Here is a 13,311-nt window from a genome sequence, read left to right as displayed (position 1 = left end):
CATGGGCGACTATCGTCTTTCCGTTCGCCCCGGGGCGAAGTCGAGGGACCGGCCGCAAAGGCCACGCGTGGGGCACGTACCTAGACTTCGCTCGGCACTAACGGATCCAGGGGGGGATCAGCCCATGCCTCCGGGGCCTCCGGTCGGCGTCAGCCTCAGAAACTGTAGACCAGCGACGCCGCCGTGATCGTGTCGAAGCTCTTGGCCTGCCCGGGCACATCGTCTTCATAGGTGACGTTGTAGGATAGCTGGCCCTTGATCGGCCCGAACAGCTTGGAGGTCAGCGCCGTCGTCGAGGTGATGTTGGTGTCGGCATGTTCGAGGTAGATCGCCGACTGGTTGCTCAGCTCGATATTGGGATTGGGCTTCCAGTCGAAATTGACCGATCCACGGGCGGCCGGCTTGGTGTCGCGAGGCTGGCCATTATAGCGGGTCTCGCGCACGGCGGGGCCGGCTTCGACGTCGAGCTTGAAATTATTGCCGCGCGCGACCGTGTAGCCGAGGCCCGCGCTCTCGGTGAAGCGATAGCGGATGCCGAGCACCTCGTCGCGGTCGAACTGGCCGAGGCCGTAGGCGTAGAGCCGGTCGCCGAGCTTATATTGCGGCTGATAGGCGGCGGTGTCCTTGTCGGTGGACAGCGCGCCGGCGCTCTTGGCGTAATCGGCGCGGGCGGACAGCACATGGCGCCAGCGCAGCCCGTCCTTGTTGAGCTTGAACGCGCCATAGACCGACACCGCGTCCGAATTGCCCTTGGTGTAGGAGCCGCCGAGATCGACCTCGCCCTTCCAATTGTCGAGGAAGCTCGCGGCGGCGAGCGCATCGGATTTGGCGCGGGCGTCGGCCGCCTGCTTCTCGGCGATCTGCGCGGCATTCTTGGCGGCCATCGCGTCGATCTGCGAGCTGCCTGCCGGATATTCCTCGCGCGCCAGCTTCTCGGCGGCGGCGAAGGTGGCCGGATTGCCCTCCTTCATCGCCTGTTCGAGGATCGCGCGGGCGGCGGGCGGCAACGCCACCGCGTCCGGGCTCGGCGGCGGCGGGATCAGCAAGGTCGCGATGGCCGGCCCGTTCGGCGTGTCGAACGAGCCGCTCGCCGGTGGTGGCGCCAGCCAGATGACCGGCGGCGGCGGCGGCCCGAAGGTGTGGAGCGAGTCCAGATCGAAGACCTGCGCCGAGGCCGCGGTCCCGATCATCGCGGGACACAGAAGGAGGAGACGGCGGTACGTGATCATATGTGGAAAGCCCCCTTCGGCGTGTTCAGAGCCGATCCGCGAAGGCGCGTAGCACATTTTCGTAGAGCGTCTTCTTGAACGGCACGATCATGTCCGGCAATTCATTCGGCTCGGCCCATTTCCAGGCCCGAAACTCGGGATGCGCCGTCTGGATCGCGACATCGTCGTCAGTGCCCAGGAAGCGCATCAGGAACCACGCCTGGCGCTGGCCGCGATATTTGCCCTTCCACAATTTGCCGACCAGATCGGCCGGAAGATCATAATCCAGATCCTCGGCGGCACGCGCGACGATCTCGACCAGCCGGGCGGGGATGCCGGTTTCTTCTTCCAGCTCACGCAGCGCGGCGGTTTCGGCATCCTCGCCGGGGTCCATGCCGCCCTGCGGCATCTGCCACGCCTCGACGCTCGAATCGAGGCGCTGGCCGACGAACACCTTGCCCTCATGGTTGAGCAGCATGATGCCGGCGGCGGGGCGATAGGGCAGGTCGGCGGGGTTCGGGTGGGTCATGCAGTCACCTCTTCGATCAGGCTTTTGAGGGCGATCAGGCTGGTCTGGACGTCCTTCACCGAGGACGGGATCGCGCGGCGCAGGTTGAGGAAGCCGTGGACGTTGCCGATCGCCTCGCGATAGCTCACCGCCACGCCGGCCTGGGCGAGCGCCGCGGCATAGGCGCGGCCCTGATCGCGCAGCGGATCGAGACCGGCGGTCGTCACCAGCGCCGGCGGCAGGCCGGCAAAGTCCGCTTGCATCGGCGAGGCGCGCCAGTGGCTGACATCCGGCCGGTAATGGTCGTTGAACCAGCGCATCGTCTCCTCGGTCAGCACGAAGCCTTCGCCGAGATTCTTGTAGGACGGGTAGTGGTTGACCATGTCGGCGGCCGGGTAGAGCGCCCATTGCGCCAGCACCGGCAGCGCGGCGGGCGTGTCGCGCAGCGCCAGCGCGGTGACGATGGTGAGGTTGCCGCCGGCGCTGTCGCCGGCGAGGACGAGGCCGGTCGGCGTGAGTCCGAGTTCGGCCGGGGCGGCTGCGATCCAGCGCGCGGCCGCCTCGCAATCGTCGGGCGCGGCCGGCCAGCGATGCTCGGGCGCCAGCCGGTAATCGACCGAGACCACAGGCAGATCGAGCCCGCGCGCGATGGCGGCGCAGGCCGAGTCATAGCCGTCGAGATCGCCGACCACCCAGCCGCCGCCGTGGAAGAAGACCACCACCGGCCCGGGCTCGCGGCTTTCGCGCCGATCGTAGAGGCGCAAGCCGATTGGGCCGTCCGGCCCCGGCATCGTGAGATCGCGCTTCACCGCGATCGGGCCGGTCTCGAGATCGGCGACGCCGGCCATCGCGCGCATCATCGCGCGCGCGCTCGGCGCGTCCATCTCGTGCAGCCTCGGGCCGGGCATGGCATTCGCATAGTGGGTGAAGGCGGCGACATCTGGCCGGATAAAGGGCGGGCGGACATTGGGCTCGGTCACGGGCGCTCTCCTGCTTCGCGGCCTCCCTTACGGGGCCGGCGCGGGATAGGCTAGGGAGGTCCAATGCTTCGCCTCGTCCACCACCCCGATTATGTCGCGCCCGGCGCGCCGGGAACCGGGATGCTGTTCGACAAATATGGCCTCGTGCCGATGGCGCTCGACCAGCGCGGCGCGGCCTATGAGGTGTATCGGCCGGCGCCGATGCCGCGCGGCTGGCTCGAGGCGATCCACGATCCCGATTATGTCGACGAGGTGCTGTCGTGCCGGGTGCCGCCCGAGAAGGAGCGGCGGATCGGCTTCCCGATCACGCCCCGCGTCGCGCGCCGGGCGGCGATGTCGCCGGGCGGAACGTGGCTCGCCGCCCGGCTGGCGCTGCGCCACGGCTTCGCCGCCAACGGCGCGGGCGGCAGCCATCATGCGCTCTACGATACCGGCGCCGGCTATTGCGTGTTCAACGATCTGGCGGTGGCGGCCCATCGGCTGATCGCGGAAGGCGATGCCGGGCGCATCCTGATCGTCGACCTCGACGTCCACCAGGGCGACGGCACCGCCGCGCTGACGGCGGGGCGCACGGACATCATCACCTTCTCGATTCATGGCGACAAGAATTTCCCGGCCCGCAAGGCGGTGTCCGACCTCGACGTGGCGCTGCCGGACGGCACCGGCGACGACGCCTATCTCGCTGCGTTGCAGGCGCATCTGCCCGCGCTGATCGCCGGCGTGCGGCCCGATCTGATCTTCTATCAGGCCGGCGTCGATCCGCACGAGGCCGATCGCCTCGGCCGTCTCGCGCTCAGCGATGCGGGGCTGGAGGCGCGCGATCGATTCGTGATGCGTTCGGCAATCGATGCCGGCATTCCGTTGGCGAGCGTATTGGGCGGCGGATATGGGAACGACCGGATGGCGGTGGCGCATCGCCATGCCCGCACCATGCTGACGCTCGCCGACGAGTTCGATCGGGCGGTCGGCGGAACGTCGTGAAGGCTGGAGCGTAGCCCGTCCATGTCCGCACCCGTCATCCTCTGGCTCCGGCAGGATCTGCGCCTCGCCGATCAGCCCGCCCTTGTCGCCGCCTGCCATGATGGGCCGGTGATCCCGCTCTATGTGCTCGATGACGAGGCGCCGGGGCCGCACGCGATGGGCGGTGCCTCGCGCTGGTGGCTGCATCACAGCCTGCACGCGCTGGGCGAGGCGCTGCACGCCAAGGGATCGCGGCTGATCCTCCGGCGCGGCCGGGCGGAACAGGTGATCGCGGCGCTGGCCGAGGAGGCCGGGGCGGTGTCGGTCCACGCCATCCGTCACTATGAGCCCTGGTGGGTGGAGGCCGAAAAGGCGCTGGCCCGAACGCTCGATCTGGTCGTCCATGACGGCAACCAGCTGGCGCCGCCCGAATCGATCACCACCGGGGCGGGCAAGCCGTTCAAGATCTACACCCCGTTCTGGCGGGCATTGTCGCACCACATGCCGCCCGACGAGCCGCTGCGCACGCCCGCGAAGATTCCATCCCCCTCGGCCTGGCCGAAGACCGAGACGCTGGGGTCGTGGGACTTGCTGCCGACCAAGCCGGACTGGGCGACCGGCTTCGAGGATTGGACACCCGGCGAAGACGGCGCGCACCATCGGCTCGACCAGTTCATCGGCGAGGCGGCGGACTATGAGGCGAAGCGAAACCTGCCGTCAGAGGAGGGCAGCTCGCGCCTGTCCCCGCATCTCCATTTCGGCGAAGTGTCGCCGCGACAGGTCTGGCATCGCGTGGCGGGCGAGGGCGGCGGCGGGAGCAGCGGGGGCCGCACCTTCCTCGGCGAGATCGGCTGGCGCGATTATGCGCAGACGATCCTGCTGCAATATCCCAGGGTCGGCCTGCGCAGCACCCGCGAACAGTTCGACACGATGCCGTGGCGCACCGGCAAGGCGGCGAAGGCGGACCTCCGGGCATGGCAGCGGGGCCGTACCGGCTATCCGATCGTCGACGCTGGGATGCGCCAGCTCTGGGCGACCGGCTGGATGCACAACCGCGTCCGCATGATCGCGGCGAGCTTTCTCATCAAGCATCTGCTGATCGACTGGCGCGAGGGCGAGCGCTGGTTCTGGGATACTCTGCTCGATGCCGATTACGGCAACAACAGCGTCAACTGGCAGTGGACGGCGGGCACCGGCGTCGATTCCAACATGTTCCCGCGGATCATGGCGCCGCTCAGCCAGTCCGAGAAGTTCGACGCGGCCGATTATATCCGCGAGTGGGTGCCCGAACTGCGCGACCTGCCCGACAAGGCGATCCATGATCCGGAGGAGGCAGGCTGCCGGCCGGAGGGCTATCCGGGAAAGCTGATCGGCCACCGCGAGGCGCGCGAACGGGCGCTGGCCGCCTATGCGACGACGAAAGGGTGAGCTTTACCGAACCGTTCGCACTGAGCCTGTCGAAGTGCGTGCTCCAGGCGCGGCGCCTGTGGCCCGTCCTTCGACTTCGCTCAGAACGAACGGAAAAACGTGAAGCGACTCAGCCGCCGATCCGCACCCGATGGCCGGTCTCGAAATCATCGACCACCAGCGCGGCGATCGCTGTGCCGGTCTCGGCCGCCGACTTGATCGTCGTGGGATCTTCGCCCGGAAACGCGCTCTTGCGCATGCCGGTGGCGGTCGCGCCGGGATCGACGATGGCGATGCGAATCGGGGCGATATTGGCCACCTCGTCGCCATAGGCCAGCACCAGGGTCTCCAGCGCCGCCTTGGACGCGCCATAGGCGCCCCAATAGGCACGCGGCCTGGCGCCGACGCTGGAGGTGATCGCGATCACCCGGCCGCGCGGGCTCTTGCGCAGCGCCTGATCGAAATTCGCCAGCAGCGCCTGGTTGGCCAGCACGTTCAGCGTCAGCAGCCGGTTGAACTGCTTGCCGTCGATCGAGGGCACCGGGGCCAGATCGCCCAGCATCGCCGCGTTCATCACCAGGATGTCGAGCGCCTCCCAGCGGCCGCCGATCGCGGTGGCAAGGCGGGCGATCGAATCGCTCTCGGTCAGGTCCATCGGCGCGATCGTCGCGGAGCCGCCGGCCGCGTGGATGCGCTCCTCCAGTTCCTCCAGCCCGCCGCTGGTGCGCGCGGTCAGCACGACATGCGCGCCCTGGGCCGCCAGCGCCTCGGCCGTCGCCGCGCCGATCCCGCGCGAGGCGCCGGTGACGAGCGCGAGTTGTCCGGCGAGGGCGTTGCTCATCTCACTGCTCCGTTCGTCCCGAGCGAAGTCGAGGGACGTGAGGCGGGTGCCCCGCTTGCAGCCCGTACCTCGACTTCGCTCGGCACGAACGGGTGTAGGGATCGGATAAGGCTACGCCGCGCGTTCGCCCAGCATCGAGAGCTGGTCGGCCGGGGCGACATCCTCCTGGTCGGTCAGGTGGGTGGGGTAGTCGCCGGTGAAGCAGGCGTCGCAATGGCTCGGCCGAGCCTCGTCGCGGCCCTCTTCGCCGAGCGCGCGGTAGAGGCCGTCGATCGAGATGAAGGCGAGGCTGTCGACCTTGATGTAATCCGCCATCTCGGCGACCGACATCTGGGCGGCGAGCAGCTTGGCGCGCTCCGGCGTGTCGACGCCATAATAGCAGCTGTGGCGGGTCGGCGGCGAGGCGATGCGCATATGCACCTCCTTGGCGCCGGCATCGCGCATCATCTGCACGATCTTCAGGCTGGTGGTGCCGCGCACGATCGAATCGTCGATCAGGATGATCTTCTTGCCGTCGATCAGCGCCCGGTTGGCATTGTGCTTCAGCTTGACGCCGAGATGGCGGATGCCGTCGCCCGGCTGGATGAAGGTGCGGCCGACATAATGCGAGCGGATGATGCCGAGCTCGAACGGAATGCCCGAATGCTGGGCATAGCCGATCGCCGCCGGGGTGCCCGAATCGGGCACGGGGATGACATAGTCGGCCTCGACCGGGTTCTCGCGGGCGAGCTCGACGCCGATCTGCTTGCGAACCGAATAGACCGAGGTGCCGTCCACGATCGAATCGGGGCGCGAGAAATAGACATGCTCGAAGATGCAGGGGCGCGGGCTGATCGGCGCGAACGGGCGGTGCGAGCGCACCCCCTTCTCGCTGACGATCACGATCTCGCCGGGCTCGACCGAGCGCAGGAAGGTCGCGCCGACCATGTCGAGCGCCACCGTCTCCGAGGCGAAGACATAGGCGTCGCCGACCCGGCCCATCACCAGCGGGCGGATGCCGAGCGGATCGCGGCAGGCGATCATGCCCTCGCTGGTCAGGCAGACGAGGCTGTAGGCCCCCTCGACCCGCTTGAGCGCATCGATGAAGCGATCGAGCAGGGTGCGATAGGTCGAGGTCGCGACGAGGTGGATGATCACCTCGGTGTCGCTGGTCGACTGGAAGATCGAGCCGCGGCGGACGAGATCGCGCTTGAGCTTCATCGCGTTGGAGATGTTGCCGTTATGGGCGACGGCGAAACCGCCCGAGGCGAGATCGGCGTAGAGCGGCTGGACGTTGCGCAGCGCAGTGTCGCCGGTCGTCGCGTAGCGGACATGGCCGATCGCGACATTGCCGGGCAGGCTGCGGATCACGTCGTCGCGGTCGAAATTGCCGGCGACATGGCCCATCGCGCGATGGGTGTGGAAGCCATGGCCGTCCCAGGTGGTGATGCCGGCGGCTTCCTGGCCGCGATGCTGAAGCGCATGCAGGCCGAGCGCGACGACGGCGGCAGCGGTATCGGCACCGTAGATACCGAAAACGCCGCACTCCTCGCGCAGCTTGTCGTCATCGAAGGGATGAGTCGTGAGCATCATGCATCCGTCTTCTATGGTGTCGGGTGGGGTTGGGCGCGCATATAGGGGCTTGTCACCGACTTGTCGCCCCCCTCGCTTAAGGGTAGCGAAAGGGCATGTACGATCCTCAAGAACAGCGCGAACAGGGCCAGGTGCTCGATCCGAAATATGATGCCAACGGCCTGATTACGGCGGTGGCGAGCCATTTCCAGACCGGCGAGCTGCTCATGCTCGCCCACATGAATGCCGATGCGCTGGCGAAGACGATCGCCACCGGGGAGGCTTGGTTCTGGTCGCGATCGCGTGGGCGGTTGTGGAAGAAGGGCGAATCGTCCGGCCATGTGCTGCGGGTGCGCGAGATGCGGATCGACTGCGATCAGGATGCGCTGTGGCTGATCGTCGATCCGGCCGGCCCGGCCTGCCACACCGGCGAGCCGAGCTGCTTCTACCGGCGGCTGGAAGGGAACGCGCTGGTCCGCGTCTGACTCTTGTCCTTGACGTAAACGTCAATTAGATGTCGTGGAATGAGCAGTAGCCCGGCCACGATCGACATGCCCGACGCCCATAACCGGGATCATTATTCGATCACCGATCTCGCCGACGAGTTCGGGGTGACCGCCCGTGCGCTGCGTTTCTACGAGGATGAGGGCCTGATCGCGCCGCAGCGCATCGGCCTGACGCGAATCTATTCCAAGCGCGACCGGGCACGGCTCGCCTGGATCCTGCGCGGCAAGCGGGTGGGCTTCAGCCTCGCCGACATCCGCGAGATGATCGATCTCTATGATGTCGGTGACGATCGCCACGAGCAGCGCCGCGTCACCATCGCCAAGTGCGAGGCCCACATCGCGACCCTGTATCGCCAGCGCGCCGATATCGACGCCGCGATCACCGAGCTTTCCGAGTTCGTCGAGACGGTACGAGCCGCCGACGCCCCATCAGGAGTCTGAGAGGATGCCGACCTACACCCCGCCGGTGGCGGATACCCGCTTCGTGCTCGATCATGTGCTCGGGCTGGAGCGCTATGCCAATCTGCCGGGCTTCGAAGCCGCCACGCCGGACATGGTGGAGGCGATCCTGGATCAGGGGGGGCGCTTCTGCGCCGACGTGATCTTCCCGCTCAACCAGTCCGGCGATGCCGAGGGCTGCACCCGGCACGCCGACCATTCCGTCACCACGCCAACCGGCTTCAAGGCCGCCTATCAGCAACTCGCCGAGGGCGGCTGGATCGGCCTCGCCGCGCCGGAGGCCTATGGCGGGCAGGGGCTGCCCCATGTCGTGGCGACCGCGTTCGAGGAATATCTGATCTCGGCCGGCGTTGCCTTCGCCATGTATCCGGGCCTGAGCCAGGGCGCGATGGCGGCGATCAGCGCGGTCGGCTCGGACGAGCAGAAATCGGCCTATCTCCCCAAGATGGTCGCCGGCACCTGGACCGGCACGATGAACCTGACCGAGCCGCATTGCGGCACCGATCTCGGCCTGATCAAGACACGCGCGGTGCCCAACGACGACGGGACGTTCGCGATCACCGGCACCAAGATCTTCATCTCGGCCGGCGAACATGATCTCGCCGAGAACATCATCCATCTCGTGCTCGCCAAGCTGCCCGGCGCGCCCGAGGGATCGAAGGGCATCTCGCTGTTCGTCGTCCCCAAGTTCCTGGTCGATGCCGAGGGCCGGCTCGGCGCGCGCAACGGCGTCGCCTGCGGGTCGATCGAGGAGAAGATGGGCATCCACGCCAATTCGACCTGCGTGATGAACTATGACGGCGCCACCGGCTATCTGATCGGCGAGGAGAATAAGGGCCTCGCCGCGATGTTCATCATGATGAACGCGGCGCGGCTCGGCGTCGGCCTGCAGGGGCTCGGCATCGGCGAGGTCGCCTACCAGAACGCCGTCGCCTACGCCAAGGACCGCCGCCAGGGCCGCGCGCTGACCGGCCCGGCCGAGCCCGACAAGCCCGCCGACACGCTGTTCGTCCACCCCGACGTCCGCCGCATGCTGATGGAGGCCAAGGCGACGCTGGAGGGCGCGCGCGCCCTCATGCTGTGGGGGGCGTTGCAGAACGACCTGTCGCACCATGCGGCCAGCGAAGAGGATCGCGTCGCCGCCGACGAACTGCTCGGGCTGCTCACCCCGGTGATCAAGGGGCATCTGACCGACCTCGGCTACCAGATCGCCACCCAGGCCCAGCAGGTGTTCGGCGGCCATGGCTACATCCGCGAATATGGCATGGAGCAATATGTCCGCGATGCCCGCATCGCGATGATCTACGAGGGCACCAACGGCGTGCAGGCGATGGACCTCGTCGGCCGCAAGCTGCCGCGCCACGGCGGCAAGGCGGCGATGGCGCTGTTCGCACTGGTCGCCGCCGACATCGCCGAAGCCAGGGACGGCCCCCAGGCGGAGCTCGCCGGCCAGCTCGAAAAGGCGGTCGGCCAGCTCCAGGCCGGCGCGATGTGGCTGATGCAGAACGGCATGAAGGATCCCAACAACGCCGGCGCCGCCGCCTATCCGTTCATGACGATGATGGGCATCGTCGCGATCGGCTGGATGTGGCTCAAGATCGCGCGCGCCGCGCAGGCGCAGCTCGATGCCGACGAGGGCGATCGGGCCTTCCTCGAGGCGAAGCTGGTCACCGCGCGCTTCTACGCCGAGCGCATCCTGCCCGACGCCGGCGCGCTCCGCCGCAAGCTGGAGGGCGGCGCCGAGGCGATCATGGCGCTGCCGGTCGAGGCCTTCTGAGGGCGGTCACGGCCTAAACACCTCTCCCGCAGGCGGGAGAGGTGTTTATCGGCCGCACGGACTACGCGCGAAGTTCGGACCGTCCGCGCTCCTGCGAAGGCGGGAGCCCAGGCGAAGAGTCCCGGCGCCTGAAACGCGGGGCTCCTGCCTTCGCAGGAGCACGTGCGCACTTGGATCCTCGTGCGGTCGTATCGAGCGTCGATCCGTCCTGATAATGAACATGCCGCGCGGCGGCTATCGCCCACGAGGCGGACATTTGATTATATCGTCACCCCGGCCCTGAGCCGGGGTCCAGCTGCTTTCAGGCGAGCGTGGCGAACAGATCTTGCCAGTCTGGATTCCCGCTTTAGATCAATGCAAACTTCCAGTCTCGCCGCCAGCGTTTCAGCCGTTTCTCATGTGCGATGCAGGCCATTATGTCGTCGCCACGCTCGGCCCAGACGAGGCGAGTGAGGTCGTAGCGTCTGCAAAAATCGGATCCGTCACCGCTGCGATGCTGGCCGACCCGCGCACGAAGGTCGGCTGTGACGCCAACGTAGATCGTGCCGCGATAACGACCTGCCATCATGTAGACCCAGCCGCCGGTCGTCATATCCGTTCCCATCCTTCGCATGGAAAGCGAAGACAAGCTGGACCCCGGGTCAAGCCCGGGGTGACGCGACCGAGATCGACCGCTTCCCATCAATCCCCGCCCCTCGTCACCCCGGGCTTGAGCCGGGTCCAGCTTTCCACAGGCCGGAGATGCAGGAAGAAGCGGGATCCCGGATCGGGTCCGGGATGACGACGGGGCGCACGATCGCTCATCATCGATCCCACCCGCTCCAAGGCGGCGCCAGCCTCGGGCATGGCGCCGCCTTGGCAGCCCGATCACGCCTCGGGCAGGAAGTCCGGCACCGAGAGATAGCGCTCGCCGGTGTCGTAGTTGAAGCCGAGCACCCGCACGCCGTTGCCGAGTTCGGCGAGCTTCTGCCGGATCGCCGCCAGCGTCGCGCCCGACGAGATGCCGACCAGCACGCCTTCCTGCGTGGCGGACTGGCGGGCCAGATGCTTGGCGTCGGCGGGATCGACCTTGATCACGCCGTCGAGGAGCTGGGTGTGGAGGTTGGTCGGCACGAAGCCCGCGCCGATGCCCTGGATCGGATGCGGGCCGGGCTGGCCGCCCGAGATCACCGGCGACAAGGTGGGCTCGACCGCGAACACCTTGAGCGCCGGCCACGCCTGCTTGAGCCGCTGGGCGACGCCGGTGATGTGGCCGCCGGTGCCGACGCCGGTGACGATCACGTCGAGCGGGGTGTCGGCGAAATCGGCGAGGATCTCCTCGGCGGTGGTGCGGACATGGACGTCGACATTCGCCGGATTCTCGAACTGGCTGGGGATCCAGGCGCCGTCGATGCCGTCGGCCAGTTCGGCGGCGCGCTCGATCGCGCCCTTCATGCCCTTCTCGCGCGGGGTGAGGTCGAAGGTCGCGCCATAGGCCAGCATCAGCCGGCGCCGCTCGACCGACATGCTCTCCGGCATCACCAGGATCAGCTTGTAGCCTTTCACCGCGGCGACCATCGCGAGGCCGATGCCGGTGTTGCCCGAGGTCGGCTCGATGATCGTGCCGCCGGGCTTGAGCTTGCCGCTCCGCTCGGCATCCTCGATCATCGCCAGCGCGATGCGGTCCTTGATCGATCCGCCGGGATTGGTCCGCTCGGACTTGATCCACACCTCGGCATCCGGGAACAGCTTGGCGTAGCGGACATGGGGCGTGTTGCCGATCGTCTCCAGGATATTCTGGGCTTTCATGCTGCCTTTTCCTTTTCGAGGGGAATGTCTTCCAGGGTTTTCGGGGGATCGAACGTCTTGGCGCGCTTGAGCTCGGGGAACCACCACGACCAGCTCAGCGCCACCAGCATCGCGCCGATGCCGCCCGCGATCACCGCCGGCACCGGGCCGACCAGGCTGGCGAGGAAGCCGCTCTCGGCCTCGCCGAGCTCGTTCGATCCGGAGATGAACAGCGACGACACCGCGCCGACCCGGCCGCGCATGTCGTCCGGCGTCCACAGCTGGATCAGCGACTGGCGGACATAGACCGAGATCATGTCGGCGGCGCCGAGCAGCGCCAGGCAGGCCAGCGACAGCGGCATCCAGCGCGACACGCCGAAGCCCACCGTCGCGGCGCCGAACACGCCGACCGCGAACAGCATCTTCACGCCGACATTGCTCTTCAACGGCCGGATGCTGATGATGATCGCGGTGATCGCCGAGCCGAAGGACGGTGCCGCCCGCAGATTGCCGAGCCCGTCGGCGCCGACATGCAGCACGTCGCGGGCATAGACCGGCAGCATCGCGGTCGCGCCGCCGAGCAGCACCGCGAACAGGTCGAGCGAGATCGCGCCCAGCACCAGCCGGTTGCGGCGGACATAATGGAGGCCGTCGATCATCTGCGCCCACGGATTGGTCGATCCGCCGATCGCGCGGCGCGGCAGCGGGCGGATGAACATCAGGCAGGTGAAGCAGGCGGCGAACAGGATGGTGGAGACCGCGAACGGCACCCACGGCGCCACCGCGTAGAGATAGCCGCCGAGCGCGGGGCCGACGACCGATCCGGCCTGCCAGCTGATCGAGCTGAACGCGATCGCGGTCGGCAGCACCGGCGCCGGCACCAGATTGGGGGCGATCGCGCCGAGCGCCGGGCCGGCGAAGGCGCGGGCGACGCCGAGCAGCGCGGCGATGCCGAACAGCGCCGGCAGCGTGGTCGTGCCGGTCCACGCCAGCAGGCCGAGCGCGGCGGCGCAGCTCAGCTCCAGCAGTGCAGTGGAGCGCGCGATCCAGCGGCGATCGAGGCGATCGGCGGTCCAGCCGGTGATCAGCGTGAGCACCAGCAGCGGCAGAAACTGGGCGAGGCCGATCCAGCCGAGCTGGAGCGCCGCATCATGCACCCCCATCGTGCGGCGGGCGATGTCGTAGACCTGCCAGCCGATCACGATCACCATCGACAGCTGCGCGATCGTCGACATGAACCGCGCCGCCCAATAGAATCGGTAGTCGCGGAAGGTGAAGGGGTGGGGGGCCTTGTCCATCGCCATCGTCCTTAGGACCGCCGCCGCCGCCCGTGCAACTAGGGCACGG

General features: G+C 67.9%; 13 protein-coding genes. 5 read left to right on the top strand and 8 right to left on the bottom strand.

Features of this window, described 5'->3' with window-relative positions:
- Positions 1-155 precede the first annotated feature (155 nt).
- The 3 genes from PBT88_RS13710 to PBT88_RS13700 form a co-directional block, all read right to left on the bottom strand.
- Positions 156-1,190, bottom strand: a complete 1,035-nt coding sequence (locus PBT88_RS13710; protein ID WP_270075895.1) for a DUF481 domain-containing protein — start codon at positions 1,188-1,190, stop codon at positions 156-158.
- A gap of 64 nt (positions 1,191-1,254) precedes the next feature.
- Positions 1,255-1,737 carry an RNA pyrophosphohydrolase gene (locus PBT88_RS13705; protein WP_270075894.1) on the bottom strand — a complete coding sequence of 161 codons (483 nt, stop codon included), beginning with the start codon at positions 1,735-1,737 and terminating at the stop codon, positions 1,255-1,257.
- Positions 1,734-2,624, bottom strand: a complete 891-nt coding sequence (locus PBT88_RS13700; protein WP_270079263.1) for an alpha/beta hydrolase — start codon at positions 2,622-2,624, stop codon at positions 1,734-1,736. The genes PBT88_RS13705 and PBT88_RS13700 overlap by 4 nt, the downstream gene beginning before the upstream one ends.
- Positions 2,625-2,759: 135 nt before the next feature.
- Here PBT88_RS13700 and PBT88_RS13695 point away from each other — a divergent pair, with 135 nt between their 5' ends.
- Together PBT88_RS13695 and PBT88_RS13690 are read left to right on the top strand one after the other, a co-directional pair.
- Positions 2,760-3,677: a histone deacetylase family protein gene (locus tag PBT88_RS13695; RefSeq protein ID WP_270075893.1), complete on the top strand. Its 918-nt coding sequence runs from the start codon at positions 2,760-2,762 to the stop codon at positions 3,675-3,677.
- A 21-nt stretch (positions 3,678-3,698) separates the two neighbouring features.
- Positions 3,699-5,084, top strand: coding sequence for a cryptochrome/photolyase family protein (locus PBT88_RS13690; RefSeq protein WP_270075892.1), 1,386 nt, complete (start codon positions 3,699-3,701; stop codon positions 5,082-5,084).
- A 109-nt stretch (positions 5,085-5,193) separates the two neighbouring features.
- Here the strand turns inward: PBT88_RS13690 and PBT88_RS13685 are convergent, their stop codons facing one another.
- Both PBT88_RS13685 and purF read right to left on the bottom strand, forming a co-directional pair.
- Positions 5,194-5,904: an SDR family NAD(P)-dependent oxidoreductase gene (locus tag PBT88_RS13685; RefSeq protein ID WP_270075891.1), complete on the bottom strand. Its 711-nt coding sequence runs from the start codon at positions 5,902-5,904 to the stop codon at positions 5,194-5,196.
- Positions 5,905-6,015: 111 nt separating this feature from the next.
- Positions 6,016-7,473 (bottom strand): amidophosphoribosyltransferase, encoded by a 1,458-nt coding sequence (purF, locus tag PBT88_RS13680; protein WP_270079262.1) that lies wholly within the window; start codon positions 7,471-7,473, stop codon positions 6,016-6,018.
- Positions 7,474-7,571: 98 nt separating this feature from the next.
- Here purF and hisI point away from each other — a divergent pair, with 98 nt between their 5' ends.
- From hisI to PBT88_RS13665, 3 genes are read left to right on the top strand one after another with little or no spacing between them, the layout of a single operon-like run.
- Positions 7,572-7,940, top strand: a complete 369-nt coding sequence (gene hisI, locus PBT88_RS13675; protein WP_270075890.1) for a phosphoribosyl-AMP cyclohydrolase — start codon at positions 7,572-7,574, stop codon at positions 7,938-7,940.
- A 39-nt stretch (positions 7,941-7,979) separates the two neighbouring features.
- Positions 7,980-8,402, top strand: coding sequence for a MerR family transcriptional regulator (locus tag PBT88_RS13670; protein ID WP_270075889.1), 423 nt, complete (start codon positions 7,980-7,982; stop codon positions 8,400-8,402).
- Between the two features lie 4 nt (positions 8,403-8,406).
- On the top strand, positions 8,407-10,197 hold the full coding sequence (locus PBT88_RS13665; protein WP_270075888.1) for an acyl-CoA dehydrogenase C-terminal domain-containing protein: 1,791 nt from the start codon (positions 8,407-8,409) through the stop codon (positions 10,195-10,197).
- Between the two features lie 346 nt (positions 10,198-10,543).
- Here PBT88_RS13665 and PBT88_RS13660 read toward each other — a convergent pair whose 3' ends face one another.
- From PBT88_RS13660 to PBT88_RS13650, 3 genes are all read right to left on the bottom strand, one after another.
- Positions 10,544-10,789, bottom strand: coding sequence for a GIY-YIG nuclease family protein (locus tag PBT88_RS13660; RefSeq protein ID WP_270075887.1), 246 nt, complete (start codon positions 10,787-10,789; stop codon positions 10,544-10,546).
- Between the two features lie 275 nt (positions 10,790-11,064).
- Entirely contained in the window at positions 11,065-11,985 is a 921-nt protein-coding gene (cysK, locus tag PBT88_RS13655; protein WP_270075886.1) for a cysteine synthase A, read from the bottom strand.
- Positions 11,982-13,262, bottom strand: a complete 1,281-nt coding sequence (locus tag PBT88_RS13650) for an MFS transporter (protein ID WP_270075885.1) — start codon at positions 13,260-13,262, stop codon at positions 11,982-11,984. The genes cysK and PBT88_RS13650 overlap by 4 nt, the downstream gene beginning before the upstream one ends.
- Between the last annotated feature and the right edge of the window lie 49 nt (positions 13,263-13,311).

The organism is Sphingomonas abietis (assembly GCF_027625475.1).
Lineage (GTDB): Bacteria > Pseudomonadota > Alphaproteobacteria > Sphingomonadales > Sphingomonadaceae > Solisphingomonas > Solisphingomonas abietis.
This window is presented reverse-complemented; position numbering and strand designations above follow the sequence as displayed.

Excerpts from the sequence above, each read along its gene's own strand:
- PBT88_RS13710 (WP_270075895.1), bottom strand. The coding sequence starts at position 1,190 with ATGATCGGGACCGCGGCCTCGGCGCAGGTCTTCGATCTGGACTCGCTC.
- PBT88_RS13705 (WP_270075894.1), bottom strand. The coding sequence starts at position 1,737 with ATGACCCACCCGAACCCCGCCGACCTGCCCTATCGCCCCGCCGCCGGC.
- PBT88_RS13700 (WP_270079263.1), bottom strand. The coding sequence starts at position 2,624 with ATGCCCGGCCCGAGGCTGCACGAGATGGACGCGCCGAGCGCGCGCGCG.
- PBT88_RS13695 (WP_270075893.1), top strand. The coding sequence starts at position 2,760 with ATGCTTCGCCTCGTCCACCACCCCGATTATGTCGCGCCCGGCGCGCCG.
- PBT88_RS13690 (WP_270075892.1), top strand. The coding sequence starts at position 3,699 with ATGTCCGCACCCGTCATCCTCTGGCTCCGGCAGGATCTGCGCCTCGCC.
- PBT88_RS13685 (WP_270075891.1), bottom strand. The coding sequence starts at position 5,904 with ATGAGCAACGCCCTCGCCGGACAACTCGCGCTCGTCACCGGCGCCTCG.
- purF (WP_270079262.1), bottom strand. The coding sequence starts at position 7,473 with ATGCTCACGACTCATCCCTTCGATGACGACAAGCTGCGCGAGGAGTGC.
- hisI (WP_270075890.1), top strand. The coding sequence starts at position 7,572 with ATGTACGATCCTCAAGAACAGCGCGAACAGGGCCAGGTGCTCGATCCG.
- PBT88_RS13670 (WP_270075889.1), top strand. The coding sequence starts at position 7,980 with ATGAGCAGTAGCCCGGCCACGATCGACATGCCCGACGCCCATAACCGG.
- PBT88_RS13665 (WP_270075888.1), top strand. The coding sequence starts at position 8,407 with ATGCCGACCTACACCCCGCCGGTGGCGGATACCCGCTTCGTGCTCGAT.
- PBT88_RS13660 (WP_270075887.1), bottom strand. The coding sequence starts at position 10,789 with ATGACGACCGGCGGCTGGGTCTACATGATGGCAGGTCGTTATCGCGGC.
- cysK (WP_270075886.1), bottom strand. The coding sequence starts at position 11,985 with ATGAAAGCCCAGAATATCCTGGAGACGATCGGCAACACGCCCCATGTC.
- PBT88_RS13650 (WP_270075885.1), bottom strand. The coding sequence starts at position 13,262 with ATGGACAAGGCCCCCCACCCCTTCACCTTCCGCGACTACCGATTCTAT.